The organism is Streptomyces sp. ME02-8801-2C (assembly GCF_033793965.1).
Classification (GTDB): Bacteria; Actinomycetota; Actinomycetes; order Streptomycetales; family Streptomycetaceae; genus Streptomyces.
Genome location: NZ_JARAXP010000015.1, coordinates 107,594 through 133,324 on the forward strand (window position 1 = coordinate 107,594; position 25,731 = coordinate 133,324).

General features: G+C 66.3%; 16 protein-coding genes. 9 read left to right on the top strand and 7 right to left on the bottom strand.

All coding sequences use genetic code 11. The features are described 5' to 3' along the window. Positions 1–62 precede the first annotated feature (62 nt). From glgP to PV396_RS35710, 3 genes are all read left to right on the top strand, one after another. Positions 63–2,747 carry an alpha-glucan family phosphorylase gene (gene glgP / locus PV396_RS35700; protein ID WP_319211852.1) on the top strand — a complete coding sequence of 895 codons (2,685 nt, stop codon included), beginning with the start codon at positions 63–65 and terminating at the stop codon, positions 2,745–2,747. Positions 2,748–3,023: 276 nt separating this feature from the next. Continuing rightward, positions 3,024–7,310: a LamG domain-containing protein gene (locus tag PV396_RS35705; protein WP_319211854.1), complete on the top strand. Its 4,287-nt coding sequence runs from the start codon at positions 3,024–3,026 to the stop codon at positions 7,308–7,310. Positions 7,311–7,387: 77 nt separating this feature from the next. After that, positions 7,388–14,356: a polymorphic toxin-type HINT domain-containing protein gene (locus PV396_RS35710; RefSeq protein ID WP_319211856.1), complete on the top strand. Its 6,969-nt coding sequence runs from the start codon at positions 7,388–7,390 to the stop codon at positions 14,354–14,356. A gap of 555 nt (positions 14,357–14,911) precedes the next feature. Here PV396_RS35710 and PV396_RS35715 read toward each other — a convergent pair. The 7 genes from PV396_RS35715 to PV396_RS35745 all read right to left on the bottom strand — a co-directional run bounded on the left by PV396_RS35715 (position 14,912) and on the right by PV396_RS35745 (position 20,751). Beyond that, on the bottom strand, positions 14,912–16,222 hold the full coding sequence (locus PV396_RS35715) for a site-specific integrase (RefSeq protein ID WP_319211858.1): 1,311 nt from the start codon (positions 16,220–16,222) through the stop codon (positions 14,912–14,914). Beyond that, entirely contained in the window at positions 16,222–16,446 is a 225-nt protein-coding gene (locus PV396_RS35720; protein WP_319211860.1) for a helix-turn-helix domain-containing protein, read from the bottom strand. Before PV396_RS35720 ends, PV396_RS35715 begins: the two co-directional genes overlap by 1 nt. Further along, positions 16,446–17,891, bottom strand: coding sequence for a replication initiator (locus PV396_RS35725; protein ID WP_319211862.1), 1,446 nt, complete (start codon positions 17,889–17,891; stop codon positions 16,446–16,448). The genes PV396_RS35720 and PV396_RS35725 overlap by 1 nt, the downstream gene beginning before the upstream one ends. Positions 17,892–18,042: 151 nt before the next feature. Continuing rightward, entirely contained in the window at positions 18,043–18,777 is a 735-nt protein-coding gene (locus tag PV396_RS35730; protein WP_319211864.1) for a DUF2637 domain-containing protein, read from the bottom strand. A 36-nt stretch (positions 18,778–18,813) separates the two neighbouring features. Next, positions 18,814–20,211, bottom strand: a complete 1,398-nt coding sequence (locus PV396_RS35735) for a cell division protein FtsK (protein ID WP_319211866.1) — start codon at positions 20,209–20,211, stop codon at positions 18,814–18,816. A gap of 1 nt (position 20,212) precedes the next feature. Next, positions 20,213–20,401, bottom strand: coding sequence for a hypothetical protein (locus PV396_RS35740; RefSeq protein ID WP_319211867.1), 189 nt, complete (start codon positions 20,399–20,401; stop codon positions 20,213–20,215). Further along, entirely contained in the window at positions 20,398–20,751 is a 354-nt protein-coding gene (locus PV396_RS35745; RefSeq protein WP_319211868.1) for a hypothetical protein, read from the bottom strand. The genes PV396_RS35740 and PV396_RS35745 overlap by 4 nt, the downstream gene beginning before the upstream one ends. Before the next feature lie 179 nt (positions 20,752–20,930). Between PV396_RS35745 and PV396_RS35750 the strand changes: the two genes are divergently transcribed. From PV396_RS35750 to PV396_RS35775, 6 genes are all read left to right on the top strand, one after another. Next, positions 20,931–21,803: a winged helix-turn-helix domain-containing protein gene (locus tag PV396_RS35750; protein WP_319211870.1), complete on the top strand. Its 873-nt coding sequence runs from the start codon at positions 20,931–20,933 to the stop codon at positions 21,801–21,803. 569 nt (positions 21,804–22,372) lie between these two features. Continuing rightward, positions 22,373–23,620, top strand: a complete 1,248-nt coding sequence (locus PV396_RS35755) for a helix-turn-helix domain-containing protein (RefSeq protein WP_319211871.1) — start codon at positions 22,373–22,375, stop codon at positions 23,618–23,620. Between the two features lie 157 nt (positions 23,621–23,777). Continuing rightward, complete coding sequence (locus tag PV396_RS35760; protein ID WP_319211929.1) at positions 23,778–24,116, top strand: hypothetical protein; 339 nt, start codon at positions 23,778–23,780, stop codon at positions 24,114–24,116. After that, positions 24,109–24,396 (top strand): hypothetical protein, encoded by a 288-nt coding sequence (locus PV396_RS35765; protein ID WP_319211873.1) that lies wholly within the window; start codon positions 24,109–24,111, stop codon positions 24,394–24,396. The genes PV396_RS35760 and PV396_RS35765 overlap by 8 nt, the downstream gene beginning before the upstream one ends. Before the next feature lie 529 nt (positions 24,397–24,925). After that, positions 24,926–25,225, top strand: coding sequence for a hypothetical protein (locus PV396_RS35770; RefSeq protein ID WP_319211874.1), 300 nt, complete (start codon positions 24,926–24,928; stop codon positions 25,223–25,225). Between the two features lie 21 nt (positions 25,226–25,246). After that, positions 25,247–25,600 (top strand): hypothetical protein, encoded by a 354-nt coding sequence (locus tag PV396_RS35775; protein ID WP_319211938.1) that lies wholly within the window; start codon positions 25,247–25,249, stop codon positions 25,598–25,600. Positions 25,601–25,731 lie beyond the last annotated feature (131 nt).

The following is a 25,731-nucleotide window of genomic DNA, read 5'->3' on the forward strand; positions in this document are numbered from 1 at the left end:
CGCACAAGGCCGTGTGTCCTTGTATGTGCAGGTTTGAATACGCACGACCACCGAGGTGGCATGTGAAGGCGATCCGTCGGTTCACCGTCCGTCCCGTTCTCCCCGAGCCCCTCCGGCCGCTCAGTGATCTGGCCCGCAATCTGCGCTGGTCCTGGCATGCGGAGACCCGCGAACTCTTCCAGTCCGTCGACCCCGAACGCTGGGCCGCGTCGGACTGCGACCCCGTACGGCTTCTCGGCAGCCTTTCGCCCGAGCGGCTCACCGAACTGACCGAGGACAGCCGCTTCCTGCGTCGCCTCAACACGGTCGCCGACGACCTGAACGAGTACGTCACCGGCGCCCGCTGGTACCAGACGCAGACCCAGACGCAGGCCCAGGGGCAGACCGAAGGGCAGGCCCAGGGGCAGGGTCAAGCGGCCGAACTCCCGGCCGCCATCGCCTACTTCTCCCCCGAGTACGGCATCACGGCCGCCCTGCCGCAGTACTCCGGCGGCCTCGGCATCCTCGCCGGGGACCATCTCAAGTCGGCCAGCGACCTCGGCGTACCGCTGATCGGCGTCGGACTCATGTACCGGCACGGCTACTTCCGCCAGTCGCTCTCGCGGGACGGGTGGCAGCAGGAGCACTATCCGGTCCTCGACCCCAACGAACTCCCCGTCGCCCTCCTCAAGGAGCCCGACGGCACACCGGCCCAGGTCTCCCTGGCCCTGCCCGGCGGCCGGTCGCTGCGGGCCCGCGTCTGGCTGGCCCAGGTGGGACGCGTACCGCTGCTGCTCCTCGACTCGGACGTGGAGGAGAACGACCTCGGTGAACGAGGCGTCACCGACCGGCTGTACGGCGGCGGCAGCGAACACCGCCTGCTCCAGGAGATGCTGCTCGGCATAGGAGGAGTGCGCGCGGTCCGCACGTACTGCCGCCTCACCGGACACCCCGCCCCCGAGGTGTTCCACACCAACGAGGGCCACGCCGGCTTCCTCGGCCTGGAACGGATCGCCGAACTCTGCGACGAGGGGCTGGACTTCGACGCGGGCCTGGAAGCGGTACGCGCGGGCACGGTCTTCACCACTCACACCCCCGTCCCGGCCGGCATCGACCGCTTCGACCGTGAGCTGGTCGCCCGCCACTTCGGCCCCGACGCCGAACTCCCGCGCATCGACGTGGAACGCGTGCTGAACCTGGGCATGGAGACCTACCCCGGCGGCGAGCCGAACCTCTTCAACATGGCTGTGATGGGGCTGCGGTTGGGCCGTCAGGCCAATGGCGTGTCCCTTCTCCACGGCCAGGTGAGCAGGGAGATGTTCGCCGGACTGTGGCCGGGTTTCGACCCGGCGGAGGTTCCGATCACCTCGGTCACCAACGGTGTGCACGCGCCCACGTGGGTCGCGCCGGAGGTGTTCAGGCTCGGCGCGCGGCAGATCGGCGCGGAGCGCACCGAGGACGCGCTGACGGTCGGCGGCTCGGAGCGGTGGGACTCGGTCGCGGACATCCCCGACCAGGACATCTGGGAGCTACGGCGTTCCCTGCGCGAGCAGTTGGTGGTCGAGGTACGGGAACGGCTGCGCGCGTCCTGGCGGCAACGCGGCGCGGGTACGGCCGAGTTGGGCTGGATCGACGGGGTGCTCGACCCGGACGTCCTCACGATCGGCTTCGCGCGCCGTGTCCCCTCGTACAAGCGGCTGACCCTGATGCTGCGCGACCGCGACCGTCTCCTCGACCTGCTTCTCCACCCCGAGCGTCCCCTCCAGATCGTGATCGCGGGCAAGGCGCACCCGGCGGACGACGGCGGCAAGCGTCTGATCCAGGAGCTGGTGCGCTTCGCGGACGACCCGCGTGTCCGCCACCGCATCGTGTTCCTCCCCGACTACGGCATGGCGATGGCGCAGAAGCTCTACCCGGGCTGCGACATCTGGCTCAACAATCCCCTGCGCCCGCTGGAGGCCTGTGGCACCAGCGGAATGAAGGCGGCCCTGAACGGCTGCCTCAACCTCTCGGTCCTGGACGGCTGGTGGGACGAGTGGTTCCGGCCCGACTTCGGCTGGGCGATCCCCACGGCGGACGGCGTCGCGGGCACAGACCCCGACCACCGCGACGACGTGGAGGCGGCGGCCCTGTACGACCTCCTCGAACAACGGGTCACCCCGCGTTTCTACGAGCGCGGTGAGACGGGCCTGCCCGACCGCTGGATCGAGATGGTCCGCGAGACCCTCACCCACCTCGGCCCGAAGGTCCTGGCCGGCCGGATGGTCCGCGAGTACGTGGAACGGCTCTACGCTCCCGCGGCCCGCGCCCACCGCACCATGACCCCGGACACGGCACAGGAGTTGGCGACCTGGAAGTCCCGGGTCCGCGCCGCCTGGCACACGGTGACGGTCGACCACGTGGAGACCTCGGCGGCGACCGCCCCCGCCCTGACGGCGGAACTGGGCAGCACGCTCGCGCTCCGCGTGCGGGTGGGGCTCGGCGAACTGTCCCCGGACGACGTCGAGGTCCAGGCGGTATCGGGGCGGGTCGACTCGCAGGACAGCATCACCGACGCGTCGACGGTCCCCCTCAAGGCAGTGGGCGGCCCGGACGGGGAAGGCCGCTGGCAGTACGAGGGCCCACTGTCCCTGCACCGGACGGGACCCTACGGCTACACGGTACGGATCCTGCCGGCACACCGACTGCTGGCGTCGAACGCGGAGATGGGGCTGGTGGCGGTGCCCTCGGAGGAACTGGGGGAGGGGGCGGGGGTGTTGATGCGGTGAGTGTCGCCGACTGGCCCTCGGGGATACCCGCCGGATGAGGTTCATTCAGAAGCCTCAGTTGTGACGGGAATCACGCATGACCGTTTGAGGCTTTATGTGATCGAGGGCGACTGTTTATTCAGCTTTTAACCGCTAGGTGTCTGTACAGCCTCCTCGTAGGTTTCGTGTGCTGACCGTGATGTCTGGGTCACACGGGGGTACGGGGAGGGGAACGTCATGGGTAGACGTCTGTGCGGACGTCTGGCGGTACGGGGCTTTGGGGGAGCGCTCAGCGCTGTGCTCGTCGCCGGACTGTTGGCGACGCTGCCTGTGGCATCTGCCACGGATGCGTCGGCGGCACCTCGGTCCGAATCCGCCGACGCATCCGCCGAAACCGAAGCTGAAATCGGGGCCGAGGACGCGGCGCTGGCCGAGGCCAAGCGCACTGGCAAGGATGTTGAGGTCGCCGCGCTGCGCAGCGAGACCCGCGAGGTGTATGCGAAGCCCAGTGGTGTGCTGGAGGCGGCGGAGCATCTGCGCCCCGTACGCACACGTGTCGACGGAGCGTGGAAGAAGATCGACACTTCTCTGCGTGAACGGGCAGACGGAACTCTTGCCCCCGTCGCGGCTGCAGTGGGTATCGCTTTCTCCGGCGGAGGGGGGCAGCAGCCGCTGATCACTCTGGAGAAGGCAGGACGCGAGTTGTCGCTGTCCTGGCCAACGGCGCTGCCGGAACCGGTCGTTGTGGGTGCTACGGCCACCTACCCTGCCGTTCTCCCGGGTGTGGACCTCCAGGTGCGTGCCGACATTGACGGCATTTCGCAGCTACTGATCGTCAAGTCCGCTGAGGCGGCGGCGAATCCGCAACTGGACGAACTGCGGCTGGCGATGGACGCCGACGGGATGACGGTGAGTGAGACGGCGAATGGCGGTCTGGCCGCGACCGACTCTGGTGCCGGCGGCGAGGTGTTCGAGGCGCCGCAGCCGCTGATGTGGGATTCGAGTGCAAGCGGTAAGGCGGCGGCTACCACCGCTCGGACGGCCGCCCTGCGCGATGCTGCAGCTGGCGCGGAGGTTACGCCGGGTCCGGGGGAGTCGGCGCAGGTGGCTCCGATTGATGTCGAAATTGCCGCGGGTGGGACCGAGTTGGTGCTTACTCCGGACCAGGAACTGCTCGAGGATGCGGTCTATCCGGTCTACATAGATCCCCTTACGTACACACCGAAGGCTGGCAACTGGACGATGGTGTCCCGTTACTGGGCTTCGTCGCCGCAGTGGCGTTTCAACGGTGATTCCGATGCGGGTATGGGCTATTGCGCCGGCGATGCTCGATGCGCTCCCGAGGACGTGAAGCGGCTGTTCTATGCCATTCCCACGTCAGGGTTCGCGGGCAAGGAGATCGTGTCGGCCGAGTTCATCGTGAAGGAAACCCATTCCTACAGCTGTGACAAGACCGACGTGCAGTTGTACCGTACCAAGGGCATTTCGCAGTCGACGACGTGGAACTCGCAGGCGGCGGAGGGTTTTTGGACCGACTTGTTGCAGACGCGCAGTGAGGCGAAGGGCTGGAGCGGTGACTGCCCCGGCGGCAATCTGGAGTTCTGGGCGCTGCGGGCGGTGCAGCAGGCGGCGGCGAACGGCTGGGCGACAACGACGTTCGGTCTGAGGGCCAAGAGCGAGACCGATCGCCTCGCGTGGAAGCGATTCGGCGATGACGCGTGGCTGCGGGTTCAGTACAACCGGCCGCCCGGGCAGATCAGGACGTCGCAGCTGACACAGAAGCCCGGCGGGGTGTGCTCCTCGACGCCGCAGTACGTGCGGATCCGCCCGGAGGTGCGCGCCAACAACGTGACGGACCCTGATCGCGACAGCGTCGCGGTGAGATTCCAGGCGTGGTGGGATCCTGAAGGCCCTGCCACTGTTTCCTATTGGACGTCATCTCTCTCGACGTACAAGTCATCCGGATCCGATTTCTCGATCACTCTGCCCTCGTCGATTCCCAGCAACAGGAGAATCGGCTGGCACGCGCAGGCGTTCGACGGTAATGCTTGGTCACCTTGGTCGTCTGCGGGTTCCGCGACGAGTTGTGCCTTTGTTTATGACACCAGTGCTCCGGCCGAACCATCCATCACTTCGACTCAGTATCCGGAGTCGAACCTGAAGAATCCGAACGAGCCGTGGGTGGACGGGGTGGGTCGTTACGGCACTTTCACGATCGACTCGACCGCGACAGACGTGACGAAGTACTGGTTCGGGATCAATACCAACCCGACGAGCGCGCATACGCTGACCACGTCTGGTGGCGGCGCGAAGACGATGAAGTTCATGCCGACGAAGTCCGGCGTCAACTTCATCACAGCTCAGGCCTTCGATTCGGCAGGCAACAACAGTTCCCCAGCCATCTACCACTTCCGGGTGAGGTCTGGGCAGCCTGACCGGGCAAAGTGGGACTTGGACGAGGGTGCCGGAGCAAGTGCGGTGAGCGGGCAGGGCAGTGAATGGCCTGCTGTGCTCTCCGCCACCGGAGCCGTCGTCGGTGGTGAAGGCGTTTCCGGCACCGGACTGCACTTGGACGGAGCCTCGGGTGAGGCGTCAACAACGTCGCCGGTGGTCAACACGGCGAAGAGTTTCTCGGTGTCGTTGTGGGCCAAACTTCCAGGGGCCAACCCGGGCGGGGCGCCGGTGGCGATTGCCCAGGCAGGCCACCAGACCAGCGGTTTCGAGATCTACTACTCCTCGACACTTGGCGGGTGGGTGTTTCTGCGGCACTCCGCAGACGCGTCAAGCGGCGTCACGGCGGTGCGTGCTACTCAGCCGGCCTGTGGGACAGGGGACTCCGCCTGTACGGCGGCTCGTCTTGGGCAGTGGACGCATCTGGTCGGGGTCTTCGATAACACCGCAGGTCAGTTGCGTCTGTACGTCAACGGGAAGCTTGTCGCCACAACGGCGTTCACCGGAGCCTGGGACTCACGCGCTGGGCTGCACTTGGGAGCCAACGCCATCAGCGGAGTCTCAGGGAATTTTTTCGCTGGTGACTTGGACGAGGCCCAGCTGTTCGACTACCAACTCACAGATGCGCAGGTGACTACGCTGCACAACAAGAACCCCGTTGCGAGCGGGGGGCGTCCGGCCAAGGCGGTCTGGCCGTTGGACGAGGCAGCCCCCACGAACACGGTCACCGGGCGGGCACAGAAGATCAGCGCTTCGCTCCACGGGGGCACAGTACTGGGCAGGGCGGGCGTTGACGGCGGCGCTCTGAACCTCAACGGCACAGACGGGTACGCGGTGACCGGGCAGCCGCTGCTGGACACATACCAGAGTTTCGCCGTGTCGTTGTGGGCGCGGCTACCCAAGGACAAGGACGCTCGGCCGATGGTCGCGGCCTCTCAGGGAAGCGACAACCAGAGGGGCTTCGAGCTCTATCACTCCTCGGCGTTGGGAGGTTGGGTATTCCAGCGGGCGACCGCCGACATCACGGAAGCCTCGGTGGAGCGAGCCACCTACGCCGCCTGCCCGGCCAACACCAACTGCGCGGCAGGGCAGCTGGGGGAATGGGCGCATGTCGTTGGCGTCTATGACATCGACGCCGCGCAGATGCGCCTGTACGTCAATGGAGTTCTGCGCGCCTCGCAACCATTCACCACCACGTGGATGGCACGCGGCCCGGTCTCTCTGGGGGCCGCCGCGTATCCCAACGGTATGGGTGGGTTCCTCAAGGGGGACCTGGACGACGTGCGGATGTATGACCGGGTGATCTCCGACGACGAAGTCAGGGCGCTCTTCAAGCAACACCCGGTGGTGAAGGGTCGCTGGAAACTGGAGTCGGCTTCCGGTAATCCGGTTGTCTCACCCGACTCCTCGGCTCAGAACCGGCCGGCGACCCTCCACAACGGGGCGAAGATTGGCGCGGCCTGGGTGGACTCAGGTGCACTCGTCCTCGACGGAGACACCGAATACGCCGCCACGGGTTCCGTTCCGATCGACACGAGCCAGAGCTTTACGGTGACGGCTTGGGCGCTGGCCCCCTCCGGTCGGCCGCAGGAGACCGGCGTGGTGCTCAGCCAGGCAGGGGCAGTCAACAGTGCCTTCACTGTCGGATATGAACCTGGTCCGGACGACGGCGACCCATCGACACCGATCGCTACTGGACGGTGGCGGATCAGGATGCCAGATGCCGATTCGACCGACGCCGGCGAGGCCACTGCGAGCAGCAGGCTCTTCGACGAGTACAGCGCGAACGGTTGGAACCATCTGGCCCTGGTCTACGACGCGTTCGCCGACCAGATGAAGCTCTACGTCAACGGCCAGCTGCAGCAGTTCGTCTGTGCCGACGACAACGCGGACGGTACTCAGGACGATCCGGCGTGCACGGACAACGTCTCCTGGGCGGACAACACGGTTGGTTTCAACGCGACCAAGACGTTGGAGTTTGGCCGGGCGAAGACAGCGGGTGTTTGGGGCGACAACTGGTCCGGCGCCATCGACGACGTGTGGGCGTTCCAGGGCGCGCTCGACCAAGGACAGATCCAGCAGCTGGCCCTTGGAACAGCGGACTTCCCGACGACGGTTCCAGGTAGTGGGTGACCTTCGGTGAGTGATGGAGCACAGGGCGTAAGAAACGCGGCGAGTCCGGCAGACCGAAGGACCAAGGGGTGTGGGCAGTGAAGAGGCAGCAGTGGCAGCGTGCTCGCAGACGGACGGCGCTCGCGTTGTCCGCCGTACTGGTGGGCACTCTCGTCCAGGCGGTGACGTCGGAACCCGCCGTCGCGGCAGACCCGAGCAAGGAGCGCCCCGCCATCACCGAGGCGGACAAGCCCCTCGCAGGACACGACCGCAAAGCGTCGCCGCGCCGCGTCACCACAGCGACCAGGACACCGAAGGGCGATCCCGCCGCGGCATGGCCCGCGTCCGGTGAGGCGACTGCGGCAGTGCCGGCGATGCGTACAACGGCCCGGGGAACCGCAATACGAGAGCGGGTTGCCAAACTGCCTGTCGCTCTGCGTGCGCCCAAACTGCCGAAGTCGGCGAAGCCAACGACCGACCGGGTGACACAGGCACGGGTCCGGATTCTGGGTCGGGCGACAGCGCGGCACGTTGGCGTGGACGACGGGATGCTTGTCGCCGTTGACCGGGCCGATCAGTCGACTCGGGCGGGCAAGGTGGGCCTTGAGATCGACTACGCGCGCTTCACTGAGGCGTACGGCGGTGGCTATGGCTCTCGTCTGGGCCTGGTTCAACTCCCGCCCTGCGCACTGACCACCCCCGACCGGCAGTCCTGCCGTACCGGTGCACCGGTCAAGTCTGTCAACGACACCGAGCACCACACTCTGACGGCCGACGCGATAAGCGTCCCCGGACGGTCGAGCGTGGCGTCGGCCTCCGCCAGGTCCACTGTCCTCGCGGTTACCGCGGAAGCCTCAGGCAGCACCGGAGACTACAAAGCCACCAGTCTCTCGCCATCGGCGACCTGGCGGACCGGGCTCAACACCGGTGACTTCTCGTGGTCGTACGGCATGAATGTGCCGGACGTGCCCGGCAGTCTCGTGCCCGGCGTCGGCCTGTCCTACTCGTCCGGTTCGATCGACGGCCGTACGACGACGTCTAACAATCAGTCGTCGTGGGTCGGTGACGGATTCGATATGTGGCCGGGTTACATCGAGCGTTCGTACAAGTCGTGCGACGACGACGGCATCACCATCGACGGCAACAAGTCGGGCGATCTGTGCTGGGGCTACGACAACGCCACGCTGAGCTTCAATGGCCGTGGTGGTGAGCTGATCCAGGCCACAGGTAACAAGTGGCGTCTGAAGAACGACGACGGAACCCGGGTCGAAAAGCTGACGGGCACGACGGCTGACCCCCGGAACAACGGCGACGACAACCAGGAGTTCTGGAAGGTCACGACGACCGACGGCACGCAGTACTTCTTCGGCTACCACCAGCTGCCCGGCTGGTCGTCGGGCAAGGAGACGACGGACTCCACCTGGACGGTGCCGGTGTACGGCGATGACACCGACGAGCCATGCCATGCCAGCACCTTCGCAGGTTCCTGGTGCCAGCAGGCCTGGCGGTGGAACCTTGACTACGTCGTCGACGTGCATGGCAACGCCATCACGTACTACTACGACAAGGAGACCAACAACTACGGCCGCGCGCTGAAGGCCGCCGACGACACTCCGTATGTCCGCGGTGGCACGCTGGACCGCATCGAGTACGGCCTGCGCAAGGATGCTGTCTACTCTGCAAAGGCCCTCGCCAAGGTCGACTTCACCTCGACCGAGCGGTGTCTGCCGGTGACAGGAGTGACCTGCCTGGCCAACACGATCGACGACAAGTCCTTCTACTGGTACGACACGCCATGGGACCTGAACTGTAAAGCGGCAACGGACTGCACCGGCCATTACTCCCCGACCTTCTGGACTCGCCAACGGCTGTCCCAGGTCCTGACCCAGACGTTGAACTCGTCAGGCACGTATACGAATGTCGACTCGTGGGACCTGACCCAGCGATGGGGCATGGCCGACATCGACTACTCGCTGTTGCTCGACTCCATTCAGCACACCGGCCGGTCGGCCACCCCGGTTATCAGTCTGCCGAAGGTGACCTTCGACTATCACCAGGATGCCAACCGTCTGGACAAACAGGGCGACGGTACCGCGCCGTTCATCAAGCACCGCCTGTCCACTGTGATCGACGAGTCCGGCGGACAGATCGACATCAACTACACGGCGGCGCCCTGCTCCTGGGACAACGAGCCCACTATGGAGAGCAACACCACTCGTTGTTATCCGCTGTACTACACGGCGTCAGGGGACGCAGAGCCCTCCCTGCAGTGGTTCAACAAGTACGTGGTGGACTCCGTGACCCAGACGGATCGCACCAAGCAATCCCCGGACATGATCACCCGTTATTCGTATCTGGACGGGGCGGCCTGGCACTACGACGACGATGACGGTCTGACCAAGGAGAAGTACAAGACCTGGTCCCAGTGGCGTGGGTATCGGCACGTGCGCGTGCAGACCGGTGGCACCTCCGGCATGAAGACGCAGGCGGATCACTACTTCGTGCGCGGTATGCAAGGCGATCGGTCGAGCAAGGCCGGTGGTGTCAAGACCGTCACACTGGACGACGGCGAGGGCGGCACCCTCACCGATGCGGAAGCACTGCTCGGCTTCGAGTACCGGACCGAGAACTTCTCGGGTCCCGGTGGCAAGATCCTCAGCAAGACGGTCAACCACGGTTGGTTCCGTGTCACCGCCACGCGTATTCGCCTGTGGGGCAGCACAAGCGCCAACTTCAGCGGCGGGGACTCCTCCCGTACCTTCACGTCGCTCGACAACGGCGAAGGGAGCAAGTGGCGTGAGACCAGGACCGATACGACGTACGACAACGCGACTGGTCGCCCCCTACAGGTCGAGGACCTCGGCCAGACCGGTGTCGCCACGGACAACCGTTGCACTCGGACGACATATGCGGACAACGACTCCGCGAACCTGTACTCATTGGTCTCTCGCGTGGAGACGGTCTCAGTGGACTGTGGCACGAACCCGGAGCGGGCGACACAGGTCATCTCCGACGTGCGTACGGCCTATGACGGCAGTGACTACGCTGCAATGCCTTCCATGGGGGAGCCGCGCTTCATCGCCACTCTGAAGTCCCATGACGGGACGTCGGCGAAGTACCTGGAATCGGGCTCCACTTACGACACATATGGCCGCGCGGTCACCTCCACCGACCTCACTGCCGACATCACGGTGAGTGGTTCAGGAACCCTGGCCCGCACTCCACGGGCCGGCGGCCGCACCACGACAACGGCGTACACGCCGACCACCGGTATCCCGACCGGTTCCAAGGTCACCAGCCCTCCGGCCAAGTCCAGTGACAGCACCACGGCCCAGACCGTCACCACCACGCTCGACCCCGTCCGCGGCGCCCCCACCGCCGTGTTGGACACCAACAACAAGCGCACCAACCTCACCTACGACGCCCTGGGCCGCTCCCTGAAAGTCTGGCTGCCCAACCGCTCCAAGGACAACAGTGAGACACCGAACTACGAATTCACGTACAACATCACCGACAACGCGGTGGTCGTAGGCACGAAAACGCTCAACAACAACGGCAGTCAGCAGATCTCGTACGCTCTGTACGACGGTTTCCTGCGCCCAACCCAGACACAGGCGCCCGGACCGGACGGGGGCCGTCTGATCGCAGACACCTTCTACGACGAACGCGGCCTGACGGCGAAGAGTTTCGCCACGTATTACGCCACCGGAGCGCCTGTCGCGGCTCCGTTCCAACTGGACGATGCGCTCAGCGTGGAGACACAGACCTGGTTCTCGTACGACGGTCTTGGCCGTGAGATCCAGCGTAAGAGTGTGGCGGGCAACGGAGACGGTGGCTCGGTCCTGTCGACGACGACCACCGCTTACGGCGGTGACCGGGTCACCGTGACACCACCCAACGGCGCACCGGCCACAACGACGGTCAGTGATGCTCAGGGACAGACTCGCGAACTGTGGCAGTACCGCGGCAACACGCCTGAGGGCGCGCACGACGTGACGGCGTACGAATACACGCCCGCAGGGCAGTTGGCCAAGGCCACCGACCCTGTAGGTAACAAGTGGACGTACAAGTACGACCAGCTCGGCCGAACGATTCTGACCACGGACCCCGACAAGGGAACGGTGGACTCCGCGTACGACGATCGCGGACAGCTGGTCTCTGTCCTGGACGACAACGAGACCAAACTCGTCTACGCCTACGACGACATCGGTCGAAAGACCGAGCTGCGCAACGGCAGTGCCACGGGCCCCCTGCTCGCCAAGTGGACGTACGACACCCTTGCCGGGGCCGAGGGACAGTTGGTCTCCACGACGCGCTACGACGGAGCCAACGAGTACACGTCAACGGTCAACTCATACGACGGTCTGTACCGGCCGACCCGCATCACGACCACCATCCCCGCCGTTGAGAAGGAACTGCAGGGCTCCTACCAGCAGAACTTCACCTACAACCTCGACGGCACGCCAGCCGGTGTGTCCTACGCGGCAGCCGGATCGCTGCCTGGTGAATCGTTCACATACACCTACGACGCGAACCACCGGCCGATCAAGGCAACCGGCACAAGCACGTACCTGACTGACGTCAAGTACAGCTTCACGGGTAAGCCGCAGCAGATCGAACTCGCCGCCACCGGCGGCAAGCACACCTGGCTCTCCAACACGTACGAGTGGGGCACGCAACGGCTGGCGACCTCTCGGGTGGACCGCGAGGAAGTGGCCGGCGTCGACCGCTCCACCACCTATGGGTACGACGAGATCGGAAACGTTCTCGCCATCTCGGACACCTCGCGGGACGGAACAGACAACCAGTGCTTCAGCTATGACTATCTGCGACGTCTGACGGAAGCGTGGGCGCAGGGCAGCACGGGCTGTGCGACCAGCCCCTCGGCCTCCATACTGGGTGGTCCTGCTCCGTACTGGCACTCGTACACCTACGACAAGGAGGCCAACGGCGCCTCCATCGGTAACCGGGCCACGGAGACGCAGCACGCCCCGAACGGCGACACCGCCAAGGACGTCAAGCGCATCTACACCTACCCGTCCGCAGGCGCCGTGCGACCGCACACCCTGGGACAGATCGACACCACTGGACCGAACGGCAGCACTGCTAGAGACACCTACACCTACGACAACACCGGCAACACCGTGACTCGTGCCGTCGGCGGAACCACCCAGCAACTGAGCTGGGACGCCGAGGACCATCTGGCCAAGGTCACGGAGCCGGACGGCAGTGGCGGCAAGAAGACCACCTCGTATCTGTACGACCCGAATGGCAATCGGCTGATCCAGCGCACCGACGCCGAGACCACGTTGTACCTCGGCAACAGCGAACTGGTCCTTCCCAAGGGTGCCACCAAGGCCAAAGCCACGCGCTACTACGACCTTGGCAACGGCGTGCAGGCGATACGCACCGACGACAACAAGGTGTCGTTCGTCATTCCGGATCACCAGGGAACGGGCCAACTCGCGGTGGATGCCTCGACGTTGGCTCTCCTGCAGCGTCGTACTACTCCGTTCGGCGGTCAGCGAGGCCTGGCCGGGTCGCCAGGCAGCTGGCCAGGCTCGAAGGGATTCGTCGGCGGGACGGTGGACAAGACGACGGGGCTCACCCACCTCAGCGCACGCGAGTACGACCCGAGCACCGGGCGGTTCTTGTCAGTCGACCCGATCATGGATTTGACCGACCCGCAGCAGATCAACGGCTACAGCTACAGCAGCAACAGTCCTGTCACCTTCGCCGATCCGAGTGGGCTGCGCGCGGCCGAGTGTGATGGAGGGTGGAAGAAGTGCGGGGCTGGCGGTGCTATCAACAATCCTGGTTCGAAGAAGGCGCCGCAGGTCGTCGCCAGCGGCTCGGGTAATGGTGGCTCGGGCAGCGGCAGGGTGGGGACCGCGAAGGATGGACAACCGGTAATCGATGGGATCAGAATTCCGACGAGGAAGGAAAACGTCGCCAGATTTGCTCTTATGGACCCTCGTCACACCACCGATGACGAATATCTCGCAGCTTTTGCCCAAGACACGTGCATGCGAGACGAATACGCTAAATCGTTCTGCGCCTCAGCACGGCAGGCTGGACTGCTCCCAGCCAGCGGAAACGACCCGTGGGGCGTCATGGCGACTATCCATTGCATCACGGGACACGGTGACTGCAAAGAGGCAATTGTCGCAGGCGTAACCACCCTCCTCACCGTGGGCTGGGGTTCGGTGGGCAAGGGGTTGCTGGCACGAGGCGCAACGAGAACGGTTGCAAAAGAGGCTGAAGAGAGCGCTCTTCAGGTGATGCTCAAGGGCGCCTGCAGTTTCTCTCCGTCGACACCAGTTCTGCTGGCTGACGGGAAGACCAAGCCCATCGGCAAGGTGAAGCCAGGGGACAAGGTCGCCGCGGCAGATCCCCAGACGGGCAAGTATGAGGGGAAACGGGCGGTCACCGCCCAACTCATTCACCGTGATGACGATCTCGTTGATGTTGCGATCCGCAGCGCAGACGGCCGGATCTCCACACTTCGGACCACGGCGGATCACCCCTTCTGGGATGACACAGAGGGCGCCTGGGTGCCGGCCGCTAGCCTTGAGGTCGGTCACACACTCAACACCGACACCAATGCGCATGCCCCTGTCGTCGACGTTAAGGCCCGTATCGGTGCTGCCGATATGTACAACCTAACGGTCGAGGAGTTGCACACGTACTATGTGCTCGCAGGCGATACGCCAATTCTGGTTCACAATAGCGGCGGGCTGGGCCCGGGGCAGATACACCTCTGGCGCGGCGTTACTGCTAATGAACTCGCGGATATATCGGCAAATCGGACTTGGAATAGCCCGCAAGGCGTCAAGTATTTCTCCTTTACGGAAAAGGGTGCTGCCGAGTATTCCCGCAGGGCCTACGCTGCCTATCCAAAAGAAGGTCCGTATACCATGATTCGCACCACGGTTAACGTTGCGGATCTACCTGAGGGGGCCCGCATGGCGTACACTGCCGATGTGATTGATGGCGGAGTTGCTCTCAATAATAGCGAATTGAAGATCCTTGGAAGGCCTTCAATCATGACCGGTATGAGCTGCTGATGAGATACGTAGTCGCGGCATCTACCGAGCGAATCATGGAGGCATGCCGGGAAGCCTTGTGCGGGCTGCCGGGAGTTGAGTTCCGGGTTGGATCAGTACCTGAAACCGGAGCAGACTGTGACGCTGCGATTTTGAGCTTTCCGCTTGCTCATGAACGCTATGGCGGAATCCCGCAAATTGGGGTAGCACAGGCCCTGGTGAACACGCGAGGGGATGGCGCGCCAAGTATAATCATGGCAACCCCTCCCGCTCCTCCGCAAACTTCGGCGACTAGTGGTAGAGATTCAGAGATCGAATGGTACGTATTCCATGTCCTGAACTCGTGCGTGGCTGAGTTTTTGAATACTTTTCCCGAGCACGGGGAAAGCTCGAAAATTCTCGTCCACCTGGAGGCGGCTGGAATTGATCGCAAGGACCTCACTGCACCTCTCAAGGGGGTTCTGAAATTCCTGTCGCAGGTGCGCCCGCTATAGGCGAATAGGGCGCCAGAGGCCCCATCGGAACCTTTCCGGTGGGGCCTCTGGAGTGTCTTGACGGCAACGGTTGACGGCAACGTCAGCGGACGATTGCTGCGCGAGGCGGCGGATCGTCGCCGTCGTCGGGCTGACTTGCCGTCTCGGTGAGAGTGCGGAGAGCGTTGCTGAGGAGGTCGATGGCGTCGCGTTGGAGGCGGAGCCGGACGTGGGCGTAGACGGTGGCGGTGACGCCGATGTGGGCGTGCCCCAACAGCTCCTTGATCACGACGAGTTCGACGCCCTGTTCCAGGAGGAGGGTGGCCGCCGAGTGGCGGAGGTCGTGGAACCGGATGCGGCGGAGCTTTGCCTGGCGGAGCAGGGTGTTGAAGTGGCGGGTGAGGGTGGACCCTTCGACCGGTGCGCCGTCGGGGCGGGTGAAGACGTAGCCACTGTTCTGCCAGCCTTCCCCTGCCGCTTCGTGTTCCTCGCGCTGGCGGTCGCGGTGCTGTTCGAGGGAACGCAGGCACGTGGTCGGCACGGCGATGCGCCGTTCGGAGCTCTGGGTCTTGGTGGGGAGGGCGGTCAGGCCGCTGGAGTTGGTGCGTTGGAGGGTGCGGCGGATGCTGGCGGTTCCGCCGGCCAGGTCGAGGTCTTCCCATCGCATGCCGAGGAGTTCGCCCTTGCGGAGCCCGGTGTGCAGGGCGAGTTCGAACAGCGGCTGCAACCGGTGACCGCTGGCGGCGGCCAGGAACTCGCGGGCTTCTTCGGTGGTGAGGGGTTCGAAGCGGCGGGGCCGGGGTGTGCCGGTGCGGACGTTGCGGGCGACGTTGCGCGGGATCTCTTCCTCGCGTACCGCGTGCTCCAGGGCGGACTTGAGCACCGAGTGGACGTAGGCCAGGGTCAGCGGCGAGAGCCGCTTGGAGCAGCACTTGCCGGCGGCGCAGCAGCGGGGCTGGTCGCGGGCGGTGTCGAGGGCGCGGGTGCAGCATTGGCAGGTGGTGCGGAGCTGGTTGAGCCAGGTGCGGACGTCCTTGGCGGTGAGCTTGGTGAGCTTCTTCTTGCCGAGGCCGGGGGTGAGGTAGAGCCGGGTGACGGCGGTGTAGCGGGTGTGGGTGTTCTCGCGGAGGTGGTGGATGGCGACGTTCTCCAACCAGTACGTGAGGTACGCGGCCAGGCTGCCCTGCGCGGAGGGGGCGGGGAGGCCGCGGTTGCTGGCGGCGATTTTCTCGGTGAGCTTGGCCAGGGCTTCCTTGCGGGTGGTGCCGTAGACGCGGACGCGGCGACGGGTGTTGCCGGGGGCGAGGACGTATCCGGCGGCTTCCCAGCGGCTGTCTTTGCGCTGGTAGACGGTCCCGTCGCCGTTCGCACGGGTACGGGAGCGGCGGGACGAAGCGGGGAGGGGCGTGGTCATCAGGCGGCGTCCTGTTCCAGGCGGGTGCGGATGAAGTCAGTGAGGGCGTGAGTGGGGATGCGGCGAGCGCGGCCGAGGGTGATCGAGGCGAGTTGGCCGGTGCGGAGCAGGTCGTAGACGGCGGAGCGGCCGAGCTGGAGGCGGGCCATGACCTGAGGCACTGTGAGCAGATCCAGCGCCGATGCCGTCTCCGCGTGGAGGTCGGCGAGCGGGGGCGAGGTCATCAGCAGCCCCCTTCGGCCGTGAACTGCCGTTCCAGTTGTCTGCGGTGCCAGACGTCTGCCGCGAGGAGGGCCGCGCCGGGGCTGTAGCCCGAGCCGAGGTAGTCCCAGTGGCTGATGACGAGCGTGGTCGTCGGGTCGGGTTCGGGCAGGTCGGCGTGGGCGCGGGCCTGTTCGGTGCGCCAGGCGCGGCGGGCGTCGCGCAGCGCGCCGAGAGTGACGGAGTAGGAGCGGGACTTGGTAGAGAAGTGACCCCGGAAGCCGAGCATGTGCGCCCACTTCCAGAGCTTGAGTTCGGCGAACTCGGGCAGCCTGCCGAGCTCCCAGCAGGTGCGGATCATCTGCCGGACGTGGCGGGCGACGGCGAGGCGGGGCAGTGTGCGGGCCTGTCCGGTGCCGTCGCAGGCGGTGCACGGGAGCGGGGTCCCGTGGGGCAGGAGGGTGGCGCCGCGTCCCTGGCAGGGGCGGCAGAACAGGGCGCGGTCGAGGGTGCCTGAGGCGTCGGCGGATTTGGTGGCGTACTTCGCCACGTAGGCGGCCACGGCCTGGTCGGTCAGTTCGGCGTCGGTGCCGAAGGCGGCGATCTCGCGTACGTCGAGTTGTTCGCCCCAGGCGAGTTCGCGTTCCCCGATCGCGTCCGACTCAACCGTCACGCGGACCCGTGAGGCGGCGGCGCGTACGGCGTCGGCGAGCACGGCGACGGTGGCGTACGGGGGTGGGGGCTGGTGGGTGCCGTCGGGGCCGTCGAGTCGGATGACGGCGTGGAAGTGGACTAGGCCGCGCTGCTGGTACTCGGCGACCTTGGCGAAGGAGATCCGCAGGACAGCGTGGGCGACCTTCTGGGTCATGCCGAGCCCGGCGGCGAGTTCGCGGCGCAGGTAGGTGGTGAAGCGGGCCCAGAGCGCGGAGGCATGAGCGTTGAATAGGACCGCGCCCGTGTAGTCGTACGCCTTCGGGTTCAGTGGCGTCCCGATCAGGGCGTCGTTGCGTTCGTGGAGTTTGCGGCAGCGGCAGGGACGGATGTCGCCGCCGGGAGTGGTGAGGCGGTTGTGGACGGGGCCGAAGGACGGCGGGGTGAGAGTGGCGAAGACGCGGGGGTGGGTGCGGACGGTGTCCGGGACGGTCTTGCCGCCGGACAGGCCGGCGCGTATGAGGTGGTAGGTGTCGGCGGCGTAGAGGCGGGAGCAGGCCGGGCAGCGCGATGCGCGGCGGTTGCCGCACGCGGTGAGCAGGCTGCCCGTGGGTTCCTCGGATGTGGCGTAGGAACGCAGCACCTCCCCGGTCGTGGTGTCGACAGTGGCGCTCTGGCCGGTCAGGCGGACGGGTTCGGTGCAGCCGCCGAGGCGTTCGATCTGCTGCTGCGCGCGGTCGAAGTCGGGGTGGTTGACGAGGTGGAGCAGGTCCCGCACGGCGGGGCTTGCCACGTGGCGCAGGTCCAGGGTGACCATTCGGGGCGTGTCCCTTCTGTTCGGGTGGGCGGCCCCGAGCAGCAACCAGCCAGGAGAGGCGGCGTGTTGGTGCTGCTCGGGGCATGACGAACCAGGCCCATGGGCGGGCGTGGAGTTGAGCGAGGGGGATGCGGCCGGTGAGGGCCTGGGCTCAGAGCTGAGCGAGAGCGGCGGTGGCCACCGGCAGGGCGACGCCCATGCGAGTCCCCAACTGGGCTGCTGTGATCGGCGCTTCGTGCTCGGCGCGGTGGGTGTCCGCGACGCGCCGAGCCGCGTCCAGCAGAGCGGACGGCAGCGCCGGGCCGGAGGCGGAGCGGGCCGTCTTGGCGACGGTGGTTGGAGTCGGGGTGGGCTGCGGTTCTTCGGCCGGCGAGGCGGCGATGACCGGAACGGACGTCTGGGGTGTCCATTCGGGTGTGGGTGCTTCGTCGGGCACCGGCTCGGCGGCAAGGGTGGCAGCGGCCTCCAGGTGTGGCGTGGGGCGGGTGAGGGTGTGGAACTGGGCGAGGAAGGCGGGGCCGACGTGGCCCCAGCCGAGGAGCAGGAGCGGGGCGACGGTGTCCAGGCAGGCGCGTCCGTAGCGTCCGGCCAGTAGTGGTTCGGCGGTGTTCAGAGCGAGGGTGAGCAGGCCGCACAGGTGCAGCAGCCGGGTACCGGCCCGCAATTCCGCCTTGGGCACGCCGCGCAGGGCCAGGAACCGCAGTGCGACCAGGAGCCCGACGACCGACAGGTCCACCATGGGCGCGATCAGCGGGGCGATCGGGCGGGGGACACCGAGACGCAGGGCGAGTGCCCAGACGTTGCCAAAGGAGAAGACGAAGGCCAGGGCCGCGATGACCGCCATGACCACGGTCACGGTGCGCCGGGTGAACCGTTCCTCCGCCATGATCTCAACCTCCTTTCTGGCGTGGGCTGTTCGGGATCATTTGGTGAGCGAGGGCGAGGGCAGGAGTGTTGCCGTCCGGCCTGTCGTACGGAGGAGGGCGTCCAGGCACAGATCCGGATCGGCGGTCAGATGCGAGGTGGCCTCGGCGACGCGGGCGGCGTCGGAGTCGGAGACGTAGGGGGTGCGGATGCGGGTGTAGCCGGGGCGGCCCTGCATCGCCATGACCGCGACGCCGACGTAGGCGGGGTCCTGCAAGGTGACCGGACTGGCGTCGGGCCAGTTGCGGATGTCCTCACCCAGCGCGGCCACCGCGGCCTCCACCGTCTTCTGCGCGAACGACAGCCCGATGGGGCACACGTCGCGGATGAAGGTCGGGATGGCATCGCCGGTGGTCTTCTGGCTGATCAGGATCACCAGGATGCCGACGCTGCGGCCCTTCTTGACCAGGTCCTCCACCAGCCGGGCATTCTCCGCTGTCAACGCGGCCAGACGCTTGGTGGTGGCGTCGCTGCCCTTGTACTCGCGGAAGAACGTGTGCGCTTCATCGATGATCAGGACCGTGAGCGGCCACTCCGGCGAGGGGCCGATGTGCCACATGTTCTTCACGCCCAGCACGTCCCGGATGGTCGCCGAGCGCCGCTTGCGCAGCTCCACCAAGCGCTTGAAGAGCGCGTTCGCTTCGTCGAGGTCGTCGCCGCAGAACGCGAACATTCGCTTGACCAGGTCGGCGTAGTCGCCCTCCGAGGCCCGCGACACCTTCCCGTCCGCAGTCGCGATCTGCACGGACGGAGACGGCGCGAAGTCGCAGACGAACTTGTTGACTCCCGAGGTCTTGCCCGCACCCGGGACGCCGGCCACCGTCACCCCGGGCACGTTCGCCAGGGACACGCATACTCGGGCGGCGTACTCGTCCACGCCCAGCTCCCAGCGCGTCAGATTCTCGGGCGGGCGGCCGGTGGGCCGGTGTTCGGTGGGCGTGGTCAGTGGGTCGGAGCGGACACCCCGGATCACCACCCTGCCGGGGCCGTCCGGCAGCACGGACACCCGCGTGCACCGCCACGCGTCCGCTAGGAACCGCGCCGCCTTCTGGTACTCCTCCAAACCGACCTGCGGCAGCGTCCGCGCCCGGACGATCACCCCGTACTGGTCGGGCTTGACCTTGATCTTCGGAGTCAGCACCCGGGGCGCGGGGGCGGCACCGTCCTTCTGCGCGGTGATCTGCGCCAGCAGGGTAGGGGTCTTGTCGGTGACGGTCAGCCCCGCCATCCGCGCGAGGCGTACCCAGCCCCAGCGCACCCGTACGGCCTGCCGCATGCTGACCCGCGTGCCCTTGTCCGCGCGGACGTAGCGCACCACCGTCACCAGCAGCCACGCACCGACCAGCGCCGTAGCGATCGGCAGCGCGTACGACGCATTTCCCGTCACGGCTTCCATGTCAGGCCCCTCCTTCGCGTATCAGGCGGGCCACGTCGCGCAGGTCCGGGCGGGCCGCCTGCGCCGGGCTCAGGGTGAGCAGATCGAGCACGGCGGCCGAGACGGCGAACGTGGCCTTGCCCTCGGTCCCCGGCAGGGGCCGGAGCGGGTGCAACTCCCGCTTCAGCGCGCGGTGTTCGAAGCGGGTCACTGGGCCGCCTCCACCGTCACCAGCTCCAGGCGGGCGGCCCGGTAGGCGACGCCGTCGGAGAGCTGCCCGTTGAAGATCCGCGCCCACGGGGTCGCGAACAACTCCACCGGCCGCACCATCGCCCCCGGCTTCAGCCCGGCGGCAAGGCCCGTCTCCGGGACTGTGATCTTCAGGACCTCGGCGCGGCCGTCCTCCATGAGCATCACGGTCACCGTGTACAGCGACGCACCGGTCTCCCGGTCGGTGGCGACCTCCCCGGTCTGCTGGTCCTTGATCTTCAGCACCGGTTCGGTGCCCGCGATACACACCGCCGACGGCAGCAGGGCAACACGAATACGGGTCATGGCCATGCCATCACATCCTCGTTTTCGATGGAGCCGCTTGATCGACTCGCCATCAGCATAAGGAGATGATCGCATAACTTGCAACCCCACTTAAGTTGTGACAACGGTGAGGTGGATGGGCGGTCAGGCGGGAAGCACAGGAATCTGCCCGTAGCGGCTCACCGGGCAGGCGATACGGTGAGGGCATGACCCTGCCCTTGGACGAGGACTCCCGACCGCCGTATCTCCAGGCAGCCGGCGCCCTGCGGGACGCGATCCTGACTGGCGAGTTCACATCGGGCGAGCGCCTGCCCTCGGCGAACGTGCTCGGCGAGCGGTTCGGCGTCTCCAGCTCCACCGTCCAGAACGCCCTGCGGGTCCTCAAGCAGGAAGGGCTGGTCTACTCCCAACTCGGCCGGGGCAGCTTCGTGAGCTCGACGATCAGCGGGAGCGATGCCCCGGACCCCCCAGAAGCGTTCGCAGACGGAGAGGAGCCGGGCCCTGACTGGCCGACCGATCTCATCCACAACGACGACAGCCGCCCGCCCTACGTCCAAGTGGCCGACTTCCTCCGCCGCGACATCGCAGAAGGCACCTACCCTCCGGGCTCCCAGCTCCCGCCCGCCCGTGAGATCCAAGAGCGCTTCCAAGTAGCCAACTCCACCGCGCAGAACGCCTACCGAAGCCTCAAGCAGGAAGGACTCGTGTACTCGGTCAAGGGCCGCGGTGTCTTCGTGCGCCAGGCCCCGGAGCCGGGCAAGCACCACGGGCCGATCACGAACTACCTGCTACGGGAGGAGATCGCCCGCGAGGCCCGCGCCGCCGCCGCCGACTTCGCCGACCTCACCGATGACGAGCTACTGGCACGGGAAGCAGAACTCGACCAGCTATGGGTCACGATCCGTGAGGAACACCAACGGATCTTCAACGAGCGCCGGAAGATCAAACGCGAGACGAGCCGACGCGGCTTGTTCCTGCCACCGCTCCATGACGACGACGCCGACTCGGACGCGTCGCCGCGCGAGAAGCTCGAAACAGCACTGGCCGAATCGAAGAAGCGCCGACAGCAGCGCCCCTGACGGTCAGCCTGGCACCTCGGCCAGAAGCGGCGACAGGGAGAGCTGTTCAGAGTTTCTTTACTTGATCAAGGCGGCCCGCTGGCGCGGCCCGCGCGCGCCCGGCCCCACGGGGCCGCCGCCCGCTCCTGTCTCCGCCCCGCTCGCCGACGACCCCGCCGGGCCGGGCGCGCAACAGCCAGCACAACGAACCTTTCCAGGGGCTCCGCCCCAGACCCCGGCCCTCCCTCCGAGGGGGTGGGCCGTGTGCGTTGGGTGCGGCTTCGTCGTGGTGTGGGGTCGTGGGTCGCGAGGGGGTCCCTCGCCGCCCGGTCACCGGAGGCGTACCAGGAACCCCCGGGGGCCGCCAAGGCCGAGCGCACGCGTCACGAAGTGAGCCTTGGCGGCCCCCGGGGAACCCTGGCACGGCGAAGCTGCCCGACCGACGAGGGACCCCCTCCCACTCAGGCCGCGATCTTGCCGGAGTGCCGGACCGCCGCATTGTCAACTGCCGCCCGTGGGTGGACGTCTGCAGGATCGCCCCCGGCTGAGGTGCCGGCCGGGCGTACCGTGGAGTGGGAGGTGGTGAGTTGATGATGACCGAGCTGGCCGACAACGTCCGCAAGTACCGGCGTCGCGCGGGGATGAGCCAGGAGGAACTGGCCCACGCCGCAGGCGTATCGCCGGGCACGGTACGCAAGGCCGAGCAGGGCGGCACCCTGCGCATGGAAACTCTGCACGCCCTCGCCCGCGCGCTGAGGGTGACGACCGCCGCACTGATGGCATCCGATGCCCCGGAGCCCGTCGGGCGGAGCGAGGAGCCGAACCGCGTCAACCTGATTCAGCTCCGCGCCGCCCTCACCCCAGCCGTCGGGCTCGTAGACCAGGACGCCGAAGCCGTGGGCGAGGAACCGAACCTGCGTACCTTCCGGCGGACGTTGCAAGATGCCCGGGTGCTGTACTTCTCCGACAGCTACGCCAGCGTTGCGGCTCAACTGCCGGGCCTGCTGCGTGATGCCACGAGGGCCGTCGCCTACTACGACAGCGGGGACGAGCACCGGCAGGCCCTGCTGGCCCGCGCCGAGGCGCTGCGTCTGGCCGGCACCTACCTCACCCAGGTACGGCAGTACGACATCGCGTACGCCGCTGTGCGCGGCGCCATCATGGACGCCCGTCAGGCCGGAGACCTGCTCGCGGCGGGCTCCGGTGTCGGCTGCATGTGCTGGCTGCTGGTGCGCCAGGGCCGCTTGGACGAGGCGGAACAGGTCGCCGCCCGGAGCATGGACGCGGTGGAGCCGAAGATCACCGGGGCCGAGCCGGACCACTACGCGGTGTGGGGCGGCCTGGCGATGGAGGCCGCCGCCGCAGCCGCGAGGAACAACCGTCCCGACGAAGCGAAGGAGTACCGTCAAGCCGCCCGGGTCGCGGCAACCGCTGTCGGGACAGCGCATCGCAACGTCTCCCGTCACTGGTCCGTCTTCGGGCCGGTCACCGTCGCCGTCAAGGCACTCGAAGACTCCCTGGTCATCGGCGACGCCCGCGCGGTGGTGCGCAAGGCGGGCGAGCAGGAGGAGTTGTCGCCCAAGGCGTGGAAGCGCCTGGGCAGGCCCAGCACCAACGACGGGAACCGCTTCACCCTCGACGTGGCGCGCGCCCACACCCGGACCGGCGACCTGTCCGCCGCCATGGACGAGTTGACCCGCGCCAGGGAAGCCGCCCCACAGTGGCTGCGGCACCAGAACGGGGCCGCCGAGACCATGCAGGAGATCCTCGGCAAGCGCAAGCGCACCCTCACGACGGAGATGCGCGAAATGGCCGACTACCTGGGCGTCGTCGGGTAGCTGCCACGCAACGTGGCAGTTCGTGAACCAAGAGTCGCGAACTGCCATGCCTCCCACCTGGGGTGACGATCAGTCAGTACCTACGGTCAGTGTGTCCACGATCAGTGACCCAGGCCGGGGGTACCCAGTGAGCCAGCCCAGAAGCGATGCCGACCGCATGCGCCGCAGAGAGCTGTACGACGCCGCGTCGGGTGGAGGAGGGCCCCGCTTACTGCCGTGGACCAGCCCGGAGGGGAAACCCTGCTACCTGAGCACCGACGGCCAGGGCTACCTCTCCACCCTCGCCGACAGCATCGAGACGGCACAGCTCAGCATGGGCGAGGAACTGTTGGAGTACGCCCGCGACGCCACGGCGCCCGGCGCGAAAGCCCTGTCGGCGACCGAATACCGCTGGCTGGCCCGCCGGTTGACAGAAGCCCTGGCGGACGCGCTCAGGGTCGCGGACTCACGCGGACAGCGCATCCCGGATCACGAAGAGGCGACCGAAGATGCCTGACTCCCCGAACACCGGCGCACCAGTACGCAATGCCTCTCGGGGGCGCTACCGCTTCCGCGAGTACCACGTGACCACCGTCCCCGACCCCCTGGCGCTGCCGAGCATCGAGGCGGTCTGCGTCACTGGCGAAGAGCGCAACTGCGGTGCCACGTCAGGCACGCTGCACACCCCGGACGAGCTGACCCGCTGGATCGCCGAACACTGCGCCCAGAGCGGCCACGACCTGTACGAACAGACTGTCCGCGCCCTCGTTCGCGCCGAGCCCGGCGCGTGGCAGTAAAAGTCCCCCCGCGCAGACAGCGCGCCAGCGGCAACGCGACCCGTGCGGCCCGAGCCGCTGACGGCAGTAGCGACGGCAACACCCACGGATTCCCCCGCACAACCACGGACACCAGCGGAACCCGAAACAGCCGCTGATCTGCGAATACGCAGATGGGGAGGGGTCGTGTAGCACACGTACTATGTGCTGGCGGGCAATACTTCCATCCTTGTCCACAACGACAGTTGCACTGCCCTCCCTTCTGGCTCGACCTCGGACGATATTGCTGTGATCGGAAGCAGGGAGGATACTCTGGCAGCAGCTGACTGGCCGGGGCACGAGGTATTGAACATGCCCCGCGGAGCGTGGACTTCTGCTCAGAATGACAAGTGGGTTGAAGGCATAATTGGTAAACAGCAGAGGGTTTACGTTGCAACGCCGGAAGGTGGGGGTGGTCCATATTTTGCACGAGAGTTGGAGCAGCTGCAGGCTGCAGGGTACCGACGAGTCGGGGACTATCTGATTCCGCCGCAATGACCAGTCTGTCTGCATGGGGAAAGATGTAATGACGCTTACTGAACGCCTGATCTCAAAAATACAGCAAGACTTTAAGGGAGAGGCGGATACCGTTCGCTCTCTCCTTGAAAGTGAGGAACTGAGGGTTTTCGGTCAAGAAGATGCGACGGAACGGGTGCTGACAGCCGTGATCATTGTTGCATCCGGAAATGTCGATCGTTTCTTGTATGCTTTGCGGGTCATGGAGCAGGACTGGCGTGACTTGCTTCTCTATGCCGGCTTGGAGAACGCTGACTGGCCGGAGCGTCTCGATGCGTACTATGGCGATAAGTAACATCGTCTTGTTCCAGGTGGTATGCCCAGGCCGAACAGGGCGGCATTCAACAAAAGGGATAGTTGGCTCGCCGTCCAGTTCTGGAGAGGATCCACTGTGATCACAAGTCGCATTGCCGCTAGACTCGAATGGCAGTACGGGGCCGAAGTGAGTTCGGTTTCCTCTCTGCTGGAAGAAGCTGAGGTCAGGGTGTTTCATGAAGCTGCCGAGGAGAAAATAGCGGCTGCAGTTGTTATCCTGGCGGACGGGAGCGTGGACGAACTTCTCGGCGCGATAGAGTTGATGGAGACTGATTGGCGTGACCTACTTATCGCGGCGGATCTTGCACACGCTGATTGGTCGTCAAGGATGGACGATATTTTCGGCGCGAATTAGCCTCGATCTATCGTGACGGCCCGCCGACGACCAACATCAACGACATCGCCCGCGACCTCATCATCTGGTTGGCCGCCCGCCACTTCCCCGGACGGCCAACCAAGCAGGTCGCCGACTTCTAAAACACGACT